Consider the following 15,438-nt stretch of genomic DNA (forward strand, 5'->3'; position numbering starts at 1 on the left):
GCGCCCCGGGTGCGCGTGACAGGTCTACCTGCCCCCCCCCCCCCGCTGTTTTCGTGGTGGCGGCCGGATACGGAGTGCACGTCGGATGAAGGACAGGGGGGGCGTGTCCATGACGTCGCGGGAAGCGTCCCCGCCCGAGTGGGACGTCTTCGTGAGCTACAGCCGCTCCGACGCGGCACGGATCGGTGTGCTGGTGCCGGCCCTGGAGGCGGCCGGGCTGAGGGTCTTCGTCGACGACACGGCCGTTGACGACTTCTCGTCCATCACCGCCACGATCACCGAGGCCCTGTCACGGTGCAAGGTGCTGCTCGCGGTGTACTCGGCCGACTATCCGCAGCGCCGGGCGTGCCAGTGGGAGCTGACCTACGCCTACCTCAGCGGGCAGCACGAGGGCGACCCGCGGCGCCGGGCCCTGGTGGTCAACCCGGAGGAGACCGCCGATCACGTCCACCCCGTGGAACTGCGGGACGCGCGGCACTGGCCGTGGCCCACCACGCGGGAAGCCGTCGCACGGCTCGCCGGGCGGGTCGCCGCCCATGCCGACGCCGTCACGACACCCATGGGCGACCACACCCACGTTCCGTCGGTGCCGTGGCTGCCCGCCCCCGCCCGCACCGGATCGGTCCGGTTCACCGGGCGGCTCGCGGAGCAGTGGCGCGTCCACACCGCCCTGCACCGCCACCGTGCCCCGCTCGTCGCCCAGTCGGGAGCGGGGCGGGCGGCGCAACTGCGCGGTATGCCGGGCATCGGCAAGAGCCTGCTCGCCCAGGAGTACGCGCTCCACCTCGGCTCCGCGTTCCCGGGCGGGATCTTCTGGTTCGATCTGCACCACTGCGCGGAGTCCGGGCCGGCGGACGTGATGGACGCCTACGCCGAGCAGGTCGGCACCGTGCTCTCCGCGCTCCGGCTGGACGCCCCCACCGCCTCGCTGCCCGGTCGGCTGAGCCATCTCGCGGTGGCCCTGGGGGAGCGCAACGCGCCCTGCCTCTGGGTGGTCGACGGCGTGCCCGACGGCCTGCCGGGCAACCTCCTGCACCTGCTGCGCGGGCCGCACCTGCTCACCGCCACCCTGATCACCACACGGTCGCTGCGCTACGCCTCCTTCGCGGAGCCCGTCGACCTCCCCCCGCTCAACGACCAGGACGGCTTCCGGCTGCTCACCTCCCGGCGCGCCCCGCAGGACGAGCTGGAACGGGCCGCCGCCTCCGCTCTCGTCCGCGATGTCGACGGGCATCCGGGGACCCTTGACGTCCTCGCCGACCTCGCCGCGGACAGCGACTTCGGGCATCTGCGGAACCGGCTCCACGCGGCCGGCACCGACGTCCTGACGAGCCGGGCGGCCCCCGGCGCCGCCCGGCTCACCGGACCGTCCCCCGCAGGCGCCGGCGCTGCTGTCGCACCCCCTGTCGGGGACCTTCCCCGCGAACGACCTGCTGCGGCTGTTCGCCCTCGCCTGCCCGGCTCCGCTGTCGCCGCCGACGCTGGAGAACGCGCTGGCCACCGTCGGGCCCTACGCCCCGTGGGAGGTGGGCCCGATCGTCGCCGAGGCACTGGAGACACTGCTCGGCTCCGGAGCGCTGCGTCCGGTGCCGGGGCCCGGACCGGGGCCGGGGCCGGAACGGGCCTGGACCGTGCACCCGCTCCTCGCCCGGGCGGTACGGCGTCATGACACCGACACCGCGCGGCAGGAGGATCTCCGCCGCATGCTGCTGCACACGCTGGTACCGGTGCCGGCCCAGCCGGCCGGGCCGCCGCGCGCCGTGCCGGTGACACGGCCGGCCGGGCCCGGCCCGGTGGAGGCCCCGGCGGACGTGGTCGCGGCGGGCGTGGTCGCGGCTCCCGGCGCGGTCGAGCGGGCCGCCGCGTTCGACCTCCAGGTCGAGCTGGTCACCCGGGTCGGGGTGCAGCCGCTGGCGGCGGAGGAGGGGTCGCTGCGGGAGGCGCTCACCTCGCTGTACTCGCTGTTCGGCACCAGCCGCGACGTGCTGCACCGGATGGCCGGTGAGACGGCGGGACCCCTGGTGCTGCCGGGTGTCGCCGCGAGCCTCGCCAACCAGCACCTCCGCCCGTTCCTGGCCACCTGGCATCCCGCCCTCCAGGAGCACGAGGCGGCCCGGCCGCCCGAGACGGGCGCGGCCGAGCACGAACGGCAGTGGAAGCGGGCGGGCGAGATGCGCACGGCGCTGGCCGGCCTCCGCGCTCCGCTCACGGCGGCCGCCGAGCGGCTCGCGACCCTCTGCGGGATCGATCTGCTGTCCTCCTCACAGGCGGATCACCGCGGGGCCGAGGACCACGGCGGCGGACCGCCGGACGACCACTGACGGCCGCCGGACGACCACTGACGGCCGCTGGAGGACCGCCCGGCCGGGCCCCGGATCGTCAAAGACCCGAGGGACCCGGCCCCCCGCCCGAGCGGCCCCCCGGGCCGCCGCCCTACGCCGCCCGGTCCAGCCCCATCAGCCGGGCCAGCAGGTCGTCCAGGCTGATCAGGCCCGTCAAGTGGCCGGAGTCGTCGCGGAGGACGGCCAGGGAGGCGCGGTTGCGGCGGAGTTGTTCGACCGCGTGGATCACGCTGTCCGTGGTGCGCAGCTCCGGCACCGGGCGGGCCAGGCGGCGGGCGTCGAGGGTGCGGCCGCGGGTGCGGGCGACGAGGGCGTCCCGGGCGTGGACCGAGCCCACGACCGTGTCCCCGTCGCGGACCAGCAGCCGGGAGCGGTCAGCGCCCGCCGCGACCGCGAGGACGGTGTCCAGGTCGGCGTCCGCCGGGACCGTGACGATCTCCGCCGCCGGGGTCTGGAGCTCCACGACCGGGGTCTGCGGCTCGGTGAGGGAGCGGGTGATCAGCTCCGAGTCGGTCTTGTTGATCAGCCCCAACCGCTCGGACTCCACGACCAGATGGGTCAGCTGCTCGCGGTTGTGGACCGCGGTCAGCTCGTCCCGGGGCTGGACCCGGCAGAGCCGCACCAGCGCGTTGCTCACCTTGTTGAGCAGGGTGATCAGCGGCCGCACCACCCGCACCACGGCCCGGAACGCCGGGGTCAGCAGCATCGCCGAGCGCTCGGGGTGGGCGATGGCCCAGGACTTGGGCGCCATCTCGCCGACGACCATGTGCAGGAAGACGACGACCACCATGGCGAAGGCGAAGGCGATGCCGTAGCTCAGCCCGCTCGGCAGGCCGAGCTTCTCCAGCAGCGGGTCGATCTCGTGGGAGATGGCCGGCTTGGAGATCGAGCCGAGGCCCAGGGTGCAGACGGTGATGCCGAGTTGGGCGCCCGCCAGCATCAGGGACAGCTCGCGCATACCGGCGAGCGCCGCCTTGGCGCCGCGCTGCCCGTCGGCCGCGGCCTTCTCCATGCGGTGGCGCTTGGCGGCGACCAGGGCGAACTCGGCCGCGACGAAGAACCCGCTGCCGATCAGCAGCAGGACGGTGACGAAGAGGGCTGCCGGGAAACTCATGACTGCGCCTCCTCGGCGCCGGCGTGCGGTACGGGCGCGGTGCGCTCGATGCGCACCCGCTCGGGAACATGGCGGTCCAGGGTGAGGACTTGGATGTCGACACCGTCCACGGTGAGCCGGTCGCCGATGGCCGGGAAGCGGCCGAGCCGGTCGATGACCAGGCCGGCCACGGTGTCGTAGTCCTCCTCCTCGGGCAGTTCGATCCCCGTGGCGGCGCCGACCTCGTCGAGCCGGCGGCCGGCGTCGACCAGCCAGCCGTCCCCGTCCGGGACGGCCAGTTCGACGACGGTGTCGCTCTCGTCGGCGATGTCCCCGACGAGTTCCTCCGCGATGTCCTCGTAGGTGACGATGCCCGCGACCCCGCCGTGCTCGTCGAGGACGACGGCGAACTCGTCGTCCCGCTCGCGCATCTGCGCCACGGCGTCCGGCAGCGGCAGGGTCTCGGGCAGCAGCAGGGGGCGGCGGGCGGCGCCGCCCGCGGTGACGTGGTCCAGCCGGTCGGCGGGCAGCCGCATGAGGTCGCGGACCCCGACCACACCGGCGACGTCGTCGGGGTGGTCGCCGAAGACCGGGTAGGTGGAGTGGCCGTGCCGGGCGATCAGGTCGACCGCGGCGGCGGCCGTCGCGTCCCGGTGGACGAAGACGGCGTCGGCCCGGGGGACCATCACCTCGCCGAGGGTGCGCTCGGAGAACTCCACCGCGTGGTCGAGGAGTTCGGCGGTGTCGGGCGGGAGGTGGCCCTGCTCACGGGACTCGCCGATCAGATGGCTGAGCTCCTCCAGGGTGGCGCCGTGGTGCAGTTCCTCCACGGGCTCGATGCCGACCCTGCGCAGCAGCCGGTTGGCCGCCCCGTCGAAGACGTGCACCACCGGCCCGACGACCTTGAGGTAGACGAGGGTGGACGCGGCCAGGCTCTTGGCCAGCCGCTCGGGCACGGCGAGGGCGAGGTTCTTGGGCGCCAGTTCGCCGAGCACCATCTGGATGACGGTGGCGAGGACGAAGGCGAGCACGACGGAGACCGCGGAGACGGCTCCCCCGGGCAGGCCGATGCCCTCCAGCACGGGCCGCAGCAGCGCGGAGACGGACGGCTCGGCGAGGAAGCCGACCACCAGTCCGGTGACGGTGATGCCCAGCTGGGCGCCGGAGAGCATGAACGACAGGCGCTCCAGCACCTTGAGTGCGCGGGCGGCCCGCTTGTCGCCGGCCTCGGCCTCGCGGGCGAGGGCGAGGCGGTCGGCGGCCACGTACGCGAACTCCTGCGCGACGAAGTAGCCGGTGCCGGCGGTCAGCACGAGGACGGCCAGCAGGCCGAGAACGGCGTTCACCGGCGGCGCCCCTCGGGGAGCTGCGGGCGGGGCGGCAGGTGCGGGCGGGGCGCGCGGCGGGCCCGCGGGCGCGGGTCCGTCACTCTGGCGGACAAGGGGTGCTCCTTCGGGAGGCGTGGTGCGGAAGGGGGAGGGAGGGGAGGGGCCGCGTCACCGGGCGGCGCCGCCGGGGGACGGCCGCGTCACCGGGCGGCGCGGCCGGACGGGCGTCACCGGGCGCCGGCCGCGGGGCCGACGAGTTCGCCGAGGACGTCCTCCATGGTCACGTAGCCGATGACCGTGCCGCTCGCCCCGGTGACGGCGGCCAGGTGGCTGCCGTCCGTGCGGAGCGCGGTGAGGGTGTCGTCGAGCGGCGTGTCTATCCGGACGCGGGTGACCGGGTGCAGCGCGGTCCGCGGGAACGGCCGGTCGCGGTCGGTGACCCCGAGGGTGTCCTTGATGTGCAGATAGCCGAGGACCGTGCCGCTCGGGCCGATGACCGGGAAGCGGGAGAACTTGGCCGCGGCCGCGGCCCGCTCCAGGCCGGCGGGGGTGACCGTGTGGTCCACGGTGTGCATCCGGGCCGCGGGCACCAGGATCTCGCCGACCGGGCGGGTGCCCAGCTCCAGCGCGTCGCGCAGCCGCTCGCCGTCGGCGGGGGTGAGCAGTCCGGCCTCGCTGGAGTCGTCGACCATCCGGGCGAGTTCGTCGTCGGTGAAGACCGACTCCACCTCGTTCTTGGGCTCCACCTTCAGCAGGCGGAGCAGCAGGTTGGCGAAGGCGTTGATGGAGAAGATCACCGGCCGCAGCGCGCGGGTCACCGCGACCAGGGCCGGGCCGAGCGCCAGCGCGGTCTGCGCGGGCGCGGCGAGGGCGATGTTCTTGGGCACCATCTCGCCGATCAGCATGTGCGCGTAGGTGGCCGCGGTCAGCGCGATGGCGAAGGCGATCGGGTGGACCAGGAAGCCGGGCATGTGGACGGCCTCGAAGGCCGGTTCCAGCAGGTGCGCGATGGCCGGTTCGGCGACCGCGCCGAGGACCAGGGAGGACACCGTGATGCCGAGCTGGGCGGTGGCCATCAGCTGGGAGAGGTGCTCCAGCCCCCACAGGGTGCTGCGGGCGCGCTTGTTCCCCGCCCGGGCGGCCGGTTCGATCTGGCTGCGGCGGACCGAGATCAGGGCGAACTCGGCGCCGACGAAGAAGGCGTTGGTCAGCAGTGTCAGGCCGCCGATGATCAGTTGGAGCGTGGTCACCGGGCTTCCTCCAGGTCCTGCTGGATCAGCCGGGCGGGCCGGCTGATGAGCACCCGGTCGGCGCGGTGGTGCTCGACGTCGAGGACGTCGAGGCGCCAGCCGGCCACCTCGACGGAGTCCCCTTCGACGGGGATGCGGGCCAGGGTGGTGGCGATCAGACCGGCCACCGTCTCGTAGGGGCCGTCCGGCGCGACGAGTCCTATGCCGAGGAGCTGGTCGATGCGGACGCCGCCGCCCGCCTCCCACGCGGTGCGGCCGTCGTCGGCGGCCGGCGCGGGCAGCAGGTCGGGGATCTCCAGCGGGTCGTGCTCGTCGCGGACCTCGCCGACGACCTCCTCGACGATGTCCTCCACGGTGGCGACGCCGGCGGTGCCGCCGTACTCGTCGATGACCACGGCCATGGTGTGCTCGGCGCGCATGCGCTCCAGCAGCCGGTCGGCGGGGAGGCTGTCCGGGACCACCAGGGGGGCGGTGGCGAGGGAGAGCACGGGGGTGGCGGGCCGCCGCTCGGGGGCGAGGGCCAGCACGTCGCGGATGTGGACCGTGCCGACGACCTCGTCCAGGGTGTCGCGGTAGACGGGGAAGCGGGAGAGCCCGGTGGCGAGGGTGAGGTTCGCCGCGTCGGCGGCCGTGGCGTGCGCCTCCAGCGCGATGACGTCCACGCGCGGGGTCATCACGTTCTCGGCGGTCAGCTCGGACAGGTGGAGGCTCTTCACGAACAGCTCGGCCGAGTCCTGCTCGATGGCGCCCTCGCGGGCGGAGTGCTCGGCGAGGGCGACCAGTTCCTCCGGGGTGCGGGCCGAGGCCAGCTCCTCGGCGGGCTCCAGGCCGAAGCGGCGGACGAACCGGTTCGCGGTGCTGTTGAGGTGGCGGATGAACGGGCCGAAGGCCCCGGTGAACGCCCGCTGGGGGGTGGCGACCACCTTGGCGACGGCGAGCGGACGGGAGATGGCCCAGTTCTTGGGGACCAGCTCGCCGATCACCATGAGGACCACGGTGGAGAGGACCACACCGAGGACGGTGGCCACGCCGGACGCGGCCCCGCCGAGTCCGAGGTCGCGCAGCGGCCCGCGCAGCAGGGCGGCGATGGAGGGTTCCGCGAGCATGCCGATGACCAGCGAGGTCACGGTGATGCCGAGCTGGGCGCCGGAGAGCTGGAAGGTCAGCCGGCGCACGGCGGCGAGGGCGCTCTCGGCGCCGCGTTCACCGGAGGCGGCGGCGCGTTCCAGCTCGCCGCGCTCGACGGTGGTCAGCGAGAACTCGGCGGCCACGAACACCGCGCAGGCGAGCGTGAGCGCCAGGGCCAGCAGGAGCAGCAGGATCTCTGTCACCGTGCCACCCCCGCTCCCTCACGCCGGTGGCGTCTGCGGGTGGTGGCACGGCCGGTACTGGGAGGTTCACCCATCGGGGGTCCGTCGCTCCTTCTCTTCAGGGAGATGGCGAAGCGCCGCGGGCGCGGGCTTCTACAGTCACTGTAAAGGAATGGCAAACGGATCCGATGGGTGTGCTTGCCCACGATCGGCGGCACGCGGTGCCCGGAGGCGGACCGGGATGGTCGATTTCCGGACTCTTCTATAAATGGCCGGTAATCACCTTCGGTGACGACCCCCTCACCCTATTCTTCTACATGCATGTAGAAGCTGCCGCGCACCCGTCCGCCCGGAGGGGTGCGCGTACCAGGATTCCGACTCCCGCAGGAGGACGCCGTGACGGCGATCGATCTGGGCAAGGTGCTGGACAAGGCATGGGCGGACAAGCCGCTCGCCGAGGTGCTGGCGGCTCCCGTGGCCGCCCTGAAGGGCGTGTCCGACCGCGACGGCGAACTGCTCGCCCAGGCGTTCGGCGTGAAGACCGTCGCCGACCTGGCCGAGCTGAAGTACGTCCGCTGGGCCCAGGCGCTCGCCGCCCTGGAAGCCGCCAAGTAGGACCCGGACGCCCCGCACCGGGGCGTCCGGCCGCTGGAATCGCAAGGATCACGAAGGAGAGAACGCCACGATGGTGTTCACACGCCTGCTCGGCGCGTTCGGCGTCGGCGGCCCCGAGGTCGACACGGTCCTGCCCCCCGGCGCGGTGCCGCCCGGCGGGGACCTCACCGGCGAGGTGCGCCTCAGAGGCGGCGGCGCCGACGTCGAGATCGAGCACATCACGCTCGAACTGGTCGCCCGCGTGGAGGCGGAGACCGAGCACGGGGAGCAGGACGGCGCGGTCCCGTTCGAGCGCTTCACGGTCGGGGGCGGGTTCCGCCTCGGCGCCAAGGAGGAGCGGGCGGTGCCGTTCACGGTCGCGCTGCCGTGGGAGACGCCGGTCAGCGAACTGCACGGCCAGCCGCTCGGCATCGTCCTCGGCGTCCGCACCGAACTCGGCATCGCCGGGGCCCGGGACAAGGGCGACCTGGACGCCCTCGCCGTGCGGCCGCTGCCGGTCCAGGAAGCGGTCCTGGAGGCGTTCGGCCGCGCGGGCTTCGGCTTCCGCTCGGCGGACCTGGAGTACGGCCGGATCGGCGGCACCGGCCAGCAGCTGCCCTTCTACCAGGAGATCGAGCTGACGCCCTCACCGCGGTACGCCCACGCGGTGAACGAGATCGAGGTGACCTTCCTCGCCACCCCGGGCGCCGTCGAGGTCGTCCTGGAGGCCGACAAGCGCGGCGGCCTGCTGACGGAGGGCCATGACACGGTGACCCGCTTCACGGTGAGCCAGTACGGCACCGAGCACACCGACTGGGACGCCGAGGTGGACGGCTGGGTGCGCCGGCTGGTCGAGCACCGCGCCGCGTACGGGACGCACGCGCCGTACGGGGCCGGGGCCCACGCCCCGTACGGCCACGGCCACCACGGCGACGGCCACCACGGTGACCACGCGCACCACGACCACCACGGGTCGAAGGACGCGCACGGGCACCGGTCCGGGCCGGGGATGGGGACCGCGGTCGCCGCCGGGGCCGCGGGCCTCGCGGTCGGCGTCGCCGGCGGGCTGGTCGCGGCCGAAGTCGTCGACGAGGTGGGCGACTTCTTCGAGGGCGACGAGGAGGACGAGGAGGGCTGACGAGAGCGGGGAGGGCCGAGGCGCCCGCATCTCCCCCGCCCCCTCCTGATAACTTCTACAGCACTGTAGAAGAAACCCCGTCCGTGCCGCTCCCCCGGGCGGCACGGACGGACCCCCGACACAACGGAGACTTCTCATGGCCCTGTGGGACCGCATCAAGGAATCCGCATCGACGATGCAGACCCAGCTCGTGGCGAAGAAGAACGACCTGAAGAGCGGCGCCTTCCGCGACGCGTCGATGGCGATGTGCGCTCTGGTGGCCGCCGCCGACGGCACGGTCGACCCCTCGGAGCGGCGCCGGGTGGCCCAGTTGATCGCCACCAACGAGGTCCTGCAGAACTTCCCCGCCGACGACCTCCAGCGGCGCTTCGACGCCAACCTGGACAAGCTGGTGGCCGACTTCGACTTCGGCAAGGTCAGCGTGATGCAGGAGATCGCCAAGGCGAAGAAGAAGCCCGCCGAGGCGCGGGCCGTGATCCAGATCGGCATCGTCATCGGCGGCGCGGACGGCGACTTCGACAAGACCGAGCAGGCGGTGGTGCGCGAGGCCTGCTACACCCTCGACCTGCCGCCGCACGAGTTCGACCTCTGAAGGCCCCGGGGCGGTCCGCCGGGCCGCCCCCGGGCCGGCGGGTCCCGGTTCGCGCCCCGGGGCGAGCCCGGCCCGGCGCGGGGCCGCCCCGGTCCCGGCGGCCGGTCCCGAAGCGAGCCCGGCCCGGCGCAGCCCGGCCCCGCCAGCCCCCTCAGAGCGGTGTGGCCGCCTTGAGGATGAAGTACAGCGTGACGGCGGAGTTGGCCGACGAGGCCGCCGAGATCGTCGCCCCGGCCGCCGCACCCCACACCGCGAGCCCCACCGTGGTGGAGAGCGGCGGCCACACCCGTACCGCCGGCGGCGGCCCGAGCAGGGCGGCCACCCGGCGGGGCACCGGGCCCGCCGCCGCGAAACCGGCGAAGCCGGCGAGCGTCGCGACGGGCGCGCCCCGGGAGACCAGCCCCGCCTTGCCGATCGCCCGGGCCACCGCCCGGCGGCTGCCGACGGCCGCCGCGGCCTCCTCGTCGGCCCACCGCTCCGCGGTGTAGGCGACCGCGGTGCGCAGCGGCCGCAGAAAGGGGTTGGCGCGGGCGGCGAGCTGCACGGTCAGCAGGAAGCGGTGGTGACGCCCCGCCAGATGCGCCCGCTCGTGCGCGAACAGCGCCCGCCGCTCCGGCCCGTCCAGCGCGGCCAGCATCCCGCTGGTGACCACCACCCGCCCGCCGCGCGGCCCGCCGGGCAGCGCGTACGCGTACGGGGTCCGGTCCGGCAGCACCGCCACCGGCCTCGGCGGCAGCCCGGCCAGCGCCCGCGCGGCACGGCGGCGCACCCGCCCATGCCGCCGGGCCACATGGGCGCAGCACAGCAGCACGCCCGCCAGGGCGGGGATGGCGGCCTTGCCCGCGACCTCGTCGTACGGGACCGCCGCGCGCACCTCGGGGTCCGACCAGCCGTCGGGGAGCGGGTTGCCGGGGAGTTGGGCGGTGCCGACGACGACCAGCAGGGCCAGGCAGAGGGTGCTGCACAGTGCGAGGACACCGGCCACGGCGGCCAGCAGCCGGGTCGCCGTCCGCGGATGCAGATGCTGTTCGGCGAGGCGGGCGACCGGCCAGGCGGTGAGCGGCAGTACGAGCGGCAGGAAGACGAAGACCCCCATGCGGTCAGTCTTCCCCGTCGTCCGCCGCGTGGGCCAGCAGTTCCCGGAGCAACTGCTCGTCGCCGGGCGGCAGGGCGGTCACGAAGCTGGCGAGCACCGCTTCCCGGTCCGCCTCCGCGTCGAGCATCCGGCGCATCCGCAGGGCGGCGAGCCCGGCCTCGTCGGCGGTCGGCGTCCACTGGAAGGAGCGCCCGGCCCGCTCGCGGGAGACCGCCCCCTTGGCGTGCAGCCGGGTCAGGATCGTGATGACGGTGGTGTAGGCGAGGCCGCCCCCGAGGCGTTCCTGCACCCAGGCGGCGTTGACCGGACCCGGGGCGCGGCGCAGGGCGGCGAGCACCTGCCCCTCCAGCTCCCCCTGACCCCGGCGCCGGGGCTGCGGGGAGACTCCACCCTGGTTCTGGCCCGTCATGCCGTATCCCTCCGTCCGTGCGCCCGCCGTGCCGGTGACCGCCGCCCCTGCGCCCTCGCGCCCGTACGCCGGAACGGTCCATCGTACGCAGGGGCCGGTACCGGAGCGGTCTTCCCGATGACCCCACCGGCCTTCTACAGTGATGTAGATTTTTTTCGCGCACGAGCGCACACGGGGAAGCAGCACGGGAAGCAACGGGGAAGGGGAATCACCATGGGTGTCAGCCTCGGCAAGGGCGGCAACGTTTCGCTGAGCAAGGAGGCCCCGGGCCTCACCGCGGTCGAGGTCGGCCTCGGCTGGGACGTACGGACCACCTCCGGCGCGGACTTCGACCTCGACGCCAGCGCCCTGCTGCTGAACGCGAGCGGCAAGGTCGTCTCCGACAGCCACTTCGTCTTCTACAACAACCTGAAGAGCCCGGACGGTTCGGTGGAGCACACCGGCGACAACCTCACCGGTGAGGGCGACGGCGACGACGAGTCGGTCAAGGTCAACCTCGCCGCGGTGCCCGCCGAGATCACCCGGATCGTCTTCCCGGTCTCGATCCATGACGCGGACGCGCGCGGCCAGTCCTTCGGCCAGGTGCGGAACGCGTTCATCCGGGTCGTCAACCAGACCGGCGGTGCGGAGCTGGCCCGTTACGACCTCTCCGAGGACGCCTCCACCGAGACCGCGATGGTCTTCGGCGAGCTGTACCGCCACGGCGCGGAGTGGAAGTTCCGCGCGGTGGGCCAGGGTTACGCCTCGGGTCTGCGCGGTATCGCGCAGGACTTCGGCGTCAACGTCTGACCGCCCGCCCCGCCCCGCACGACCCACCCCCTGACGAGAGCGGAAGCCGGTGTTCGGACTCAGCGAGCTCGCGATACTCCTGATCGTGCTCCTCATCGTGTTCGGCGCGAAGAAGCTCCCCGAGCTCGCCCGCAACGCGGGCAAGGCGGCGCGCATCCTCAAGAGCGAGGCGCGGGCGATGAAGGGGCAGGACGCCGCCGGAGCCCCGGCCGCCGGTCCGCCGGCGGCCCACGGCACCGCGACCCCGGCCCCGGGCCCGGCCGCCCACGACCCCGGTGCGCCGGCGGCCGGCCCGCGCGTCATCCGGGGCGAGACGGTCACCGGCCCGGTCCCGCCCCCGCCGGGCACCTGACACCCGACGACCGGCGCCTCAGGGCGTCGGGTCGTCCTCCGGTCCCGTCCCGGTCCACGGATCCTCGTACACCGACTGGGACGGGCCGCGCGTGGGCTCCGCCTCGGGGTGGGCGAACGGCCCGGACCGGGTCGCCATCAGGATCATCGCGATGCCGACCACCACGACCACCACCACGGTGAGCGCCAGCCCGACCGGATTGTTCGGGTTGAACTCGTAGTTGCTCGTCCCCCACCGGCTTCGCCTGATGACGGGCTCATGACGGTTCCCCACGCGATCCTCCCTCTCGCTCCCGACGGCCCCTGCCAGGTCCCGGCAGTACCGGCCGCCCGGCTTCCACGGTAGCGGCGGAGAACGGGCAGGCATCAGCCCCCGGACCGGCAGCGACCCACCCACCCGACCTGCCGGAACCCGGCAACCGGGCCTCCGGCGCACTCCGCTCCGGTCACCCCCGGCGGTGTTCTAGCCTCGGGGTGGGACCGCGGGTCCGGAACGCCGGCCCGAGAGGCCGCACGCGGACCGGACGCGGTCGTCCGCCCGTGCCGCCCCGCAGGAGGAACCCCGTATGACCACCCCCGTCACCGACCCCGTGCAGGTCGCCGCGCGTCTCCCCCGTTACACGGTGGTGGACGTCCGCACCCCGGGCGAGTACGCCGCGGGGCATGTTCCCGGCGCGCACAACATTCCGCTCGACCATCTGCACACCGCCCTGCCCGCGCTGAAGGCCGCCGCGGCCCGTGGGGACCTGCTCGTGGTGTGCGCGTCGGGGCAGCGTTCGGCCAGCGCGTGCGCGGAGTTGGCGGCGGCCGACATCCCGGCCACCTCGCTGGCCGGCGGTACGACGGCGTGGGCCGAGGAGGGCCACCCGCTGGACCGCCCGCGGGGGCGGGCGGCGGGCTGGGCGATGGAGCGGCAGGTCCGGTTCGCCGCCGGGTCGCTGGTCCTGCTCGGGCTGGCACTCGGGCGGCGCGCGCCGCGGGCGCGGCTGCTGTCCGCAGCCATCGGGTCCGGGCTGGTGTTCTCGGCGGTCACCGACACCTGCGGGATGGCCGCGGTCCTCGCGAAGCTCCCGCACAACCGCCCCCGCCGGGAGGACCTCGACGCCACCCTCGACGCGCTGAACGCCGACGAGCCGCGCTGACCCGTTGGCCCGGGCCCGGGCCAACCCAGAGCCCGGCCCCGCCCGGCGCGGTCTGCGGAGTGGGGCGGGCGCCCCGGCCAACGTGCGGACCCGGCCCACGCCCGGTGCGGCTTGCGGGCCCGGGGCCGACCGGGCCGGCGTGCGGCGGACCCGGTCCACCCCGGGCGCGCCCGGGGTGCGCCGGACCCGGGCGGGCCGGGCCGGCTTGCGTGGCCCGCCCACGCCCAGCACGGCTTGCGGCCCGCGGGCCCCGTTCACACCCGAGGCGGTCAGGCACCCGGGGCGGGCCGCCGCGCCCGGTCCGGGCGTGGCCGCCGGGGCGAGGCGCCCGGGGTGGGCCCGGGCGGGCCTGCGTGCCGGGGGCCGGTCAGGGGCGCGGCCCACGCACCGGGCCGGTCAGGCCCCGGGCCGCCGGGCAGCGGGCCGGTCCACGCCGGGCGCCCGGAGCCCCTCCACGCCCCGGGCCGGTCAGGGCCGGGTGCCCCGGGCGAGGCCGGGTCGGGGCGGCGCCCCGGGGGTGGGCCGAGGCCCGGGCCCACCCCGGGCCCACGCCCGGGGCGGCGCCCCCGGGCGGGCCCGCGCGCCCCGGGGGCCGGCCAAGCAGCGGGGTGGGCCCGGCCCAGGCAGGCCCGCGCCCCGCGGGGCCGGGTCGGGGTGGACCGGCCCGGTCAGGCCGTGCCCGACGCCTCCGCGCGAATCCGCTCGAACTGCGCCCCCATCGCCTCGGAGAGGGCCTGCGCCGCCGAGAGCGGGCGGACCATCACGGTGAAGTCGTCGATCAGGCCCTCCTCGTCCAGGTGGAGGAAGTCGCAGCCCTCGATGGTGAGTTCGCCCACCCGCGCGGTGAACACCAGCGCGTGGTCGCGGCCGTCCGGGTCGCCGATCTGCCGGACGTAGCGGAAGTCCTCGAAGACCCGTGAGACCCCGCGCAGGATCGCCGCGGTGATCGCCTTGCCCGGGTACGGGCGGAAGGCGACCGGGCTGGTGAAGACCACGTCGTCGGCCAGCAGCGCGGCGACCGCGTCATGGTCCCCGGCCTCCACGGCCCTGCGGAATGCTTGCACGGTCCACTCCCTCGCTCTGCCCCGGCGCCGGCCCGGCTCCCCCGGCCCGACGCACCTATTCAACAAATTGAATAGGTGCGGGGGAGAATAATCACCCCGGTGCTAGCGTGTCCAGATGTCCTTGAAGCACGCGGTCCTGGCGGCCCTCCTGGAGGGCGAGGCATCCGGCTACGACCTGGCCAAGCTCTTCGACGCCGCCGTGGCGAACTTCTGGTCCGCGACCCCGCAGCAGCTCTACCGGGAGCTGGAACGCCTCGCCGGCGAGGAGCTGATCAGCGCCCGGGTGGTGGTGCAGGAACGACGGCCCGACAAGCGGATGTTCACGCTCACCGAGGCCGGCCTCGCGGAACTCGCCGCGTTCACGGCCGAGCCGCCCCGGCCCACCGCCGTCCGGGACGACCTCCTGGTGAAGATCCAGGCGGTGGACGCGGGCGACCCGGCCGCCGCCCGGGCCCTGGTGGCGGCGCGCGCCGAGGCATCACGTCAGAAGCTGGCCCGGTACGAGCGGCTGCGCGAGCGGCTGCTGGACGGCCGGGACGAGGAGCGGTACCTGCGCGAGGCCGAGCGGGTCGGCCCCTATCTGACCCTCATGCGGGGCCGGGCCTTCGAGGAGGAGAACCTGCGCTGGTGCGCGCGGGTGCTGGCGGTCCTGGACGAGCGGGCGGCAGCGGCCGGCGCGGAACGGCGCTGACCCGGGGCGCACCCGCCACACGGGCGGACCCGTCGCACCCGCCGCACCGGCGGGCCGTCAGGCGAGGCCGATGAAGAGGCCCAGGGTCACCAGCGCGAGCACCGCCCCGTACAGGGCCAGCGTCACCGAGCGGGCCTCCGCCGAGGGGTCGCCGCCGCCCCCGGCCCTGCGGAGGCCGACGACGGACCGGGCCATCAGAACGAGCGCGGCCGCGCAGCAGGCGGCGATCAGTGAGTCGGTCACGCGGCG

18 protein-coding genes are annotated in these 15,438 nt (G+C 74.9%); 9 read left to right on the forward strand and 9 right to left on the reverse strand.

All coding sequences use genetic code 11. The features are described 5' to 3' along the window. Positions 1-109: 109 nt before the first annotated feature. Positions 110-1,669, forward strand: a complete 1,560-nt coding sequence (locus ABZ457_RS00260) for a TIR domain-containing protein (protein ID WP_359152668.1) — start codon at positions 110-112, stop codon at positions 1,667-1,669. Between the two features lie 34 nt (positions 1,670-1,703). After that, a complete protein-coding gene (locus ABZ457_RS00265; RefSeq protein ID WP_359152189.1) occupies positions 1,704-2,321 on the forward strand; it encodes a hypothetical protein in 618 nt (205 codons plus the stop codon). A gap of 112 nt (positions 2,322-2,433) precedes the next feature. Here the strand turns inward: ABZ457_RS00265 and ABZ457_RS00270 are convergent, their stop codons facing one another. From ABZ457_RS00270 to ABZ457_RS00285, 4 genes are all read right to left on the reverse strand, one after another. Then, the gene (locus ABZ457_RS00270) at positions 2,434-3,456 is read right to left on the reverse strand and encodes a hemolysin family protein (RefSeq protein ID WP_359152191.1); all 1,023 of its coding nucleotides are present in this window, start codon (positions 3,454-3,456) and stop codon (positions 2,434-2,436) included. Next, a complete protein-coding gene (locus ABZ457_RS00275; protein ID WP_359152193.1) occupies positions 3,453-4,781 on the reverse strand; it encodes a hemolysin family protein in 1,329 nt (442 codons plus the stop codon). The genes ABZ457_RS00270 and ABZ457_RS00275 overlap by 4 nt, the downstream gene beginning before the upstream one ends. A gap of 209 nt (positions 4,782-4,990) precedes the next feature. Beyond that, a complete protein-coding gene (locus ABZ457_RS00280) occupies positions 4,991-6,013 on the reverse strand; it encodes a hemolysin family protein (protein ID WP_359152195.1) in 1,023 nt (340 codons plus the stop codon). Next, positions 6,010-7,344, reverse strand: coding sequence for a hemolysin family protein (locus ABZ457_RS00285; RefSeq protein WP_359152197.1), 1,335 nt, complete (start codon positions 7,342-7,344; stop codon positions 6,010-6,012). Before ABZ457_RS00285 ends, ABZ457_RS00280 begins: the two co-directional genes overlap by 4 nt. A 375-nt stretch (positions 7,345-7,719) precedes the next feature. Here ABZ457_RS00285 and ABZ457_RS00290 point away from each other — a divergent pair, with 375 nt between their 5' ends. From ABZ457_RS00290 to ABZ457_RS00300, 3 genes are all read left to right on the forward strand, one after another. Next, entirely contained in the window at positions 7,720-7,938 is a 219-nt protein-coding gene (locus tag ABZ457_RS00290) for a hypothetical protein (protein WP_359152199.1), read from the forward strand. A 70-nt stretch (positions 7,939-8,008) separates the two neighbouring features. Beyond that, positions 8,009-9,055 carry a sporulation protein gene (locus ABZ457_RS00295; RefSeq protein WP_359152201.1) on the forward strand — a complete coding sequence of 349 codons (1,047 nt, stop codon included), beginning with the start codon at positions 8,009-8,011 and terminating at the stop codon, positions 9,053-9,055. Positions 9,056-9,191: 136 nt separating this feature from the next. Next, entirely contained in the window at positions 9,192-9,647 is a 456-nt protein-coding gene (locus ABZ457_RS00300; RefSeq protein ID WP_359152203.1) for a TerB family tellurite resistance protein, read from the forward strand. A 151-nt stretch (positions 9,648-9,798) separates the two neighbouring features. On the opposite strand, the gene ABZ457_RS00305 is transcribed toward ABZ457_RS00300, so the two are convergent. Together ABZ457_RS00305 and ABZ457_RS00310 are read right to left on the reverse strand one after the other, a co-directional pair. After that, positions 9,799-10,743: a M56 family metallopeptidase gene (locus ABZ457_RS00305; RefSeq protein ID WP_359152205.1), complete on the reverse strand. Its 945-nt coding sequence runs from the start codon at positions 10,741-10,743 to the stop codon at positions 9,799-9,801. A gap of 4 nt (positions 10,744-10,747) precedes the next feature. Beyond that, positions 10,748-11,152, reverse strand: a complete 405-nt coding sequence (locus tag ABZ457_RS00310; RefSeq protein WP_359152207.1) for a BlaI/MecI/CopY family transcriptional regulator — start codon at positions 11,150-11,152, stop codon at positions 10,748-10,750. A gap of 213 nt (positions 11,153-11,365) precedes the next feature. On the opposite strand from ABZ457_RS00310, the gene ABZ457_RS00315 reads away from it, so the two are divergent. Beyond that, complete coding sequence (locus ABZ457_RS00315; RefSeq protein WP_359152209.1) at positions 11,366-11,941, forward strand: TerD family protein; 576 nt, start codon at positions 11,366-11,368, stop codon at positions 11,939-11,941. Between the two features lie 49 nt (positions 11,942-11,990). Next, the gene (locus tag ABZ457_RS00320; RefSeq protein ID WP_359152211.1) at positions 11,991-12,293 is read left to right on the forward strand and encodes a twin-arginine translocase TatA/TatE family subunit; all 303 of its coding nucleotides are present in this window, start codon (positions 11,991-11,993) and stop codon (positions 12,291-12,293) included. Between the two features lie 18 nt (positions 12,294-12,311). On the opposite strand, the gene ABZ457_RS00325 is transcribed toward ABZ457_RS00320, so the two are convergent. After that, the gene (locus ABZ457_RS00325) at positions 12,312-12,566 is read right to left on the reverse strand and encodes a hypothetical protein (protein WP_359152213.1); all 255 of its coding nucleotides are present in this window, start codon (positions 12,564-12,566) and stop codon (positions 12,312-12,314) included. 292 nt (positions 12,567-12,858) lie between these two features. Between ABZ457_RS00325 and ABZ457_RS00330 the strand changes: the two genes are divergently transcribed. Beyond that, the gene (locus tag ABZ457_RS00330; RefSeq protein ID WP_359152215.1) at positions 12,859-13,434 is read left to right on the forward strand and encodes a rhodanese-like domain-containing protein; all 576 of its coding nucleotides are present in this window, start codon (positions 12,859-12,861) and stop codon (positions 13,432-13,434) included. Between the two features lie 668 nt (positions 13,435-14,102). On the opposite strand, the gene ABZ457_RS00335 is transcribed toward ABZ457_RS00330, so the two are convergent. Next, complete coding sequence (locus ABZ457_RS00335; protein WP_359152217.1) at positions 14,103-14,498, reverse strand: nuclear transport factor 2 family protein; 396 nt, start codon at positions 14,496-14,498, stop codon at positions 14,103-14,105. A gap of 115 nt (positions 14,499-14,613) precedes the next feature. Between ABZ457_RS00335 and ABZ457_RS00340 the strand changes: the two genes are divergently transcribed. After that, positions 14,614-15,189 carry a PadR family transcriptional regulator gene (locus ABZ457_RS00340; protein WP_359152219.1) on the forward strand — a complete coding sequence of 192 codons (576 nt, stop codon included), beginning with the start codon at positions 14,614-14,616 and terminating at the stop codon, positions 15,187-15,189. Between the two features lie 57 nt (positions 15,190-15,246). Here ABZ457_RS00340 and ABZ457_RS00345 read toward each other — a convergent pair whose 3' ends face one another. After that, a complete protein-coding gene (locus tag ABZ457_RS00345) occupies positions 15,247-15,432 on the reverse strand; it encodes a hypothetical protein (RefSeq protein ID WP_359152222.1) in 186 nt (61 codons plus the stop codon). Positions 15,433-15,438: the final 6 nt, after the last annotated feature.

Origin of the sequence: Streptomyces sp. NPDC005805, assembly GCF_040630445.1 — a bacterium.
Taxonomy (GTDB): Bacteria; Actinomycetota; Actinomycetes; order Streptomycetales; family Streptomycetaceae; genus Streptomyces.

What these genes read in the sequence shown, in the direction of transcription:
- ABZ457_RS00310 (WP_359152207.1), bottom strand. Translation starts at nt 11,152, where the DNA reads ATGACGGGCCAGAACCAGGGTGGAGTCTCCCCGCAGCCCCGGCGCCGG.
- ABZ457_RS00295 (WP_359152201.1), top strand. Translation starts at nt 8,009, where the DNA reads ATGGTGTTCACACGCCTGCTCGGCGCGTTCGGCGTCGGCGGCCCCGAG.
- ABZ457_RS00300 (WP_359152203.1), top strand. Translation starts at nt 9,192, where the DNA reads ATGGCCCTGTGGGACCGCATCAAGGAATCCGCATCGACGATGCAGACC.
- ABZ457_RS00270 (WP_359152191.1), bottom strand. Translation starts at nt 3,456, where the DNA reads ATGAGTTTCCCGGCAGCCCTCTTCGTCACCGTCCTGCTGCTGATCGGC.
- ABZ457_RS00330 (WP_359152215.1), top strand. Translation starts at nt 12,859, where the DNA reads ATGACCACCCCCGTCACCGACCCCGTGCAGGTCGCCGCGCGTCTCCCC.
- ABZ457_RS00265 (WP_359152189.1), top strand. Translation starts at nt 1,704, where the DNA reads ATGCTGCTGCACACGCTGGTACCGGTGCCGGCCCAGCCGGCCGGGCCG.
- ABZ457_RS00315 (WP_359152209.1), top strand. Translation starts at nt 11,366, where the DNA reads ATGGGTGTCAGCCTCGGCAAGGGCGGCAACGTTTCGCTGAGCAAGGAG.
- ABZ457_RS00260 (WP_359152668.1), top strand. Translation starts at nt 110, where the DNA reads ATGACGTCGCGGGAAGCGTCCCCGCCCGAGTGGGACGTCTTCGTGAGC.
- ABZ457_RS00340 (WP_359152219.1), top strand. Translation starts at nt 14,614, where the DNA reads ATGTCCTTGAAGCACGCGGTCCTGGCGGCCCTCCTGGAGGGCGAGGCA.
- ABZ457_RS00305 (WP_359152205.1), bottom strand. Translation starts at nt 10,743, where the DNA reads ATGGGGGTCTTCGTCTTCCTGCCGCTCGTACTGCCGCTCACCGCCTGG.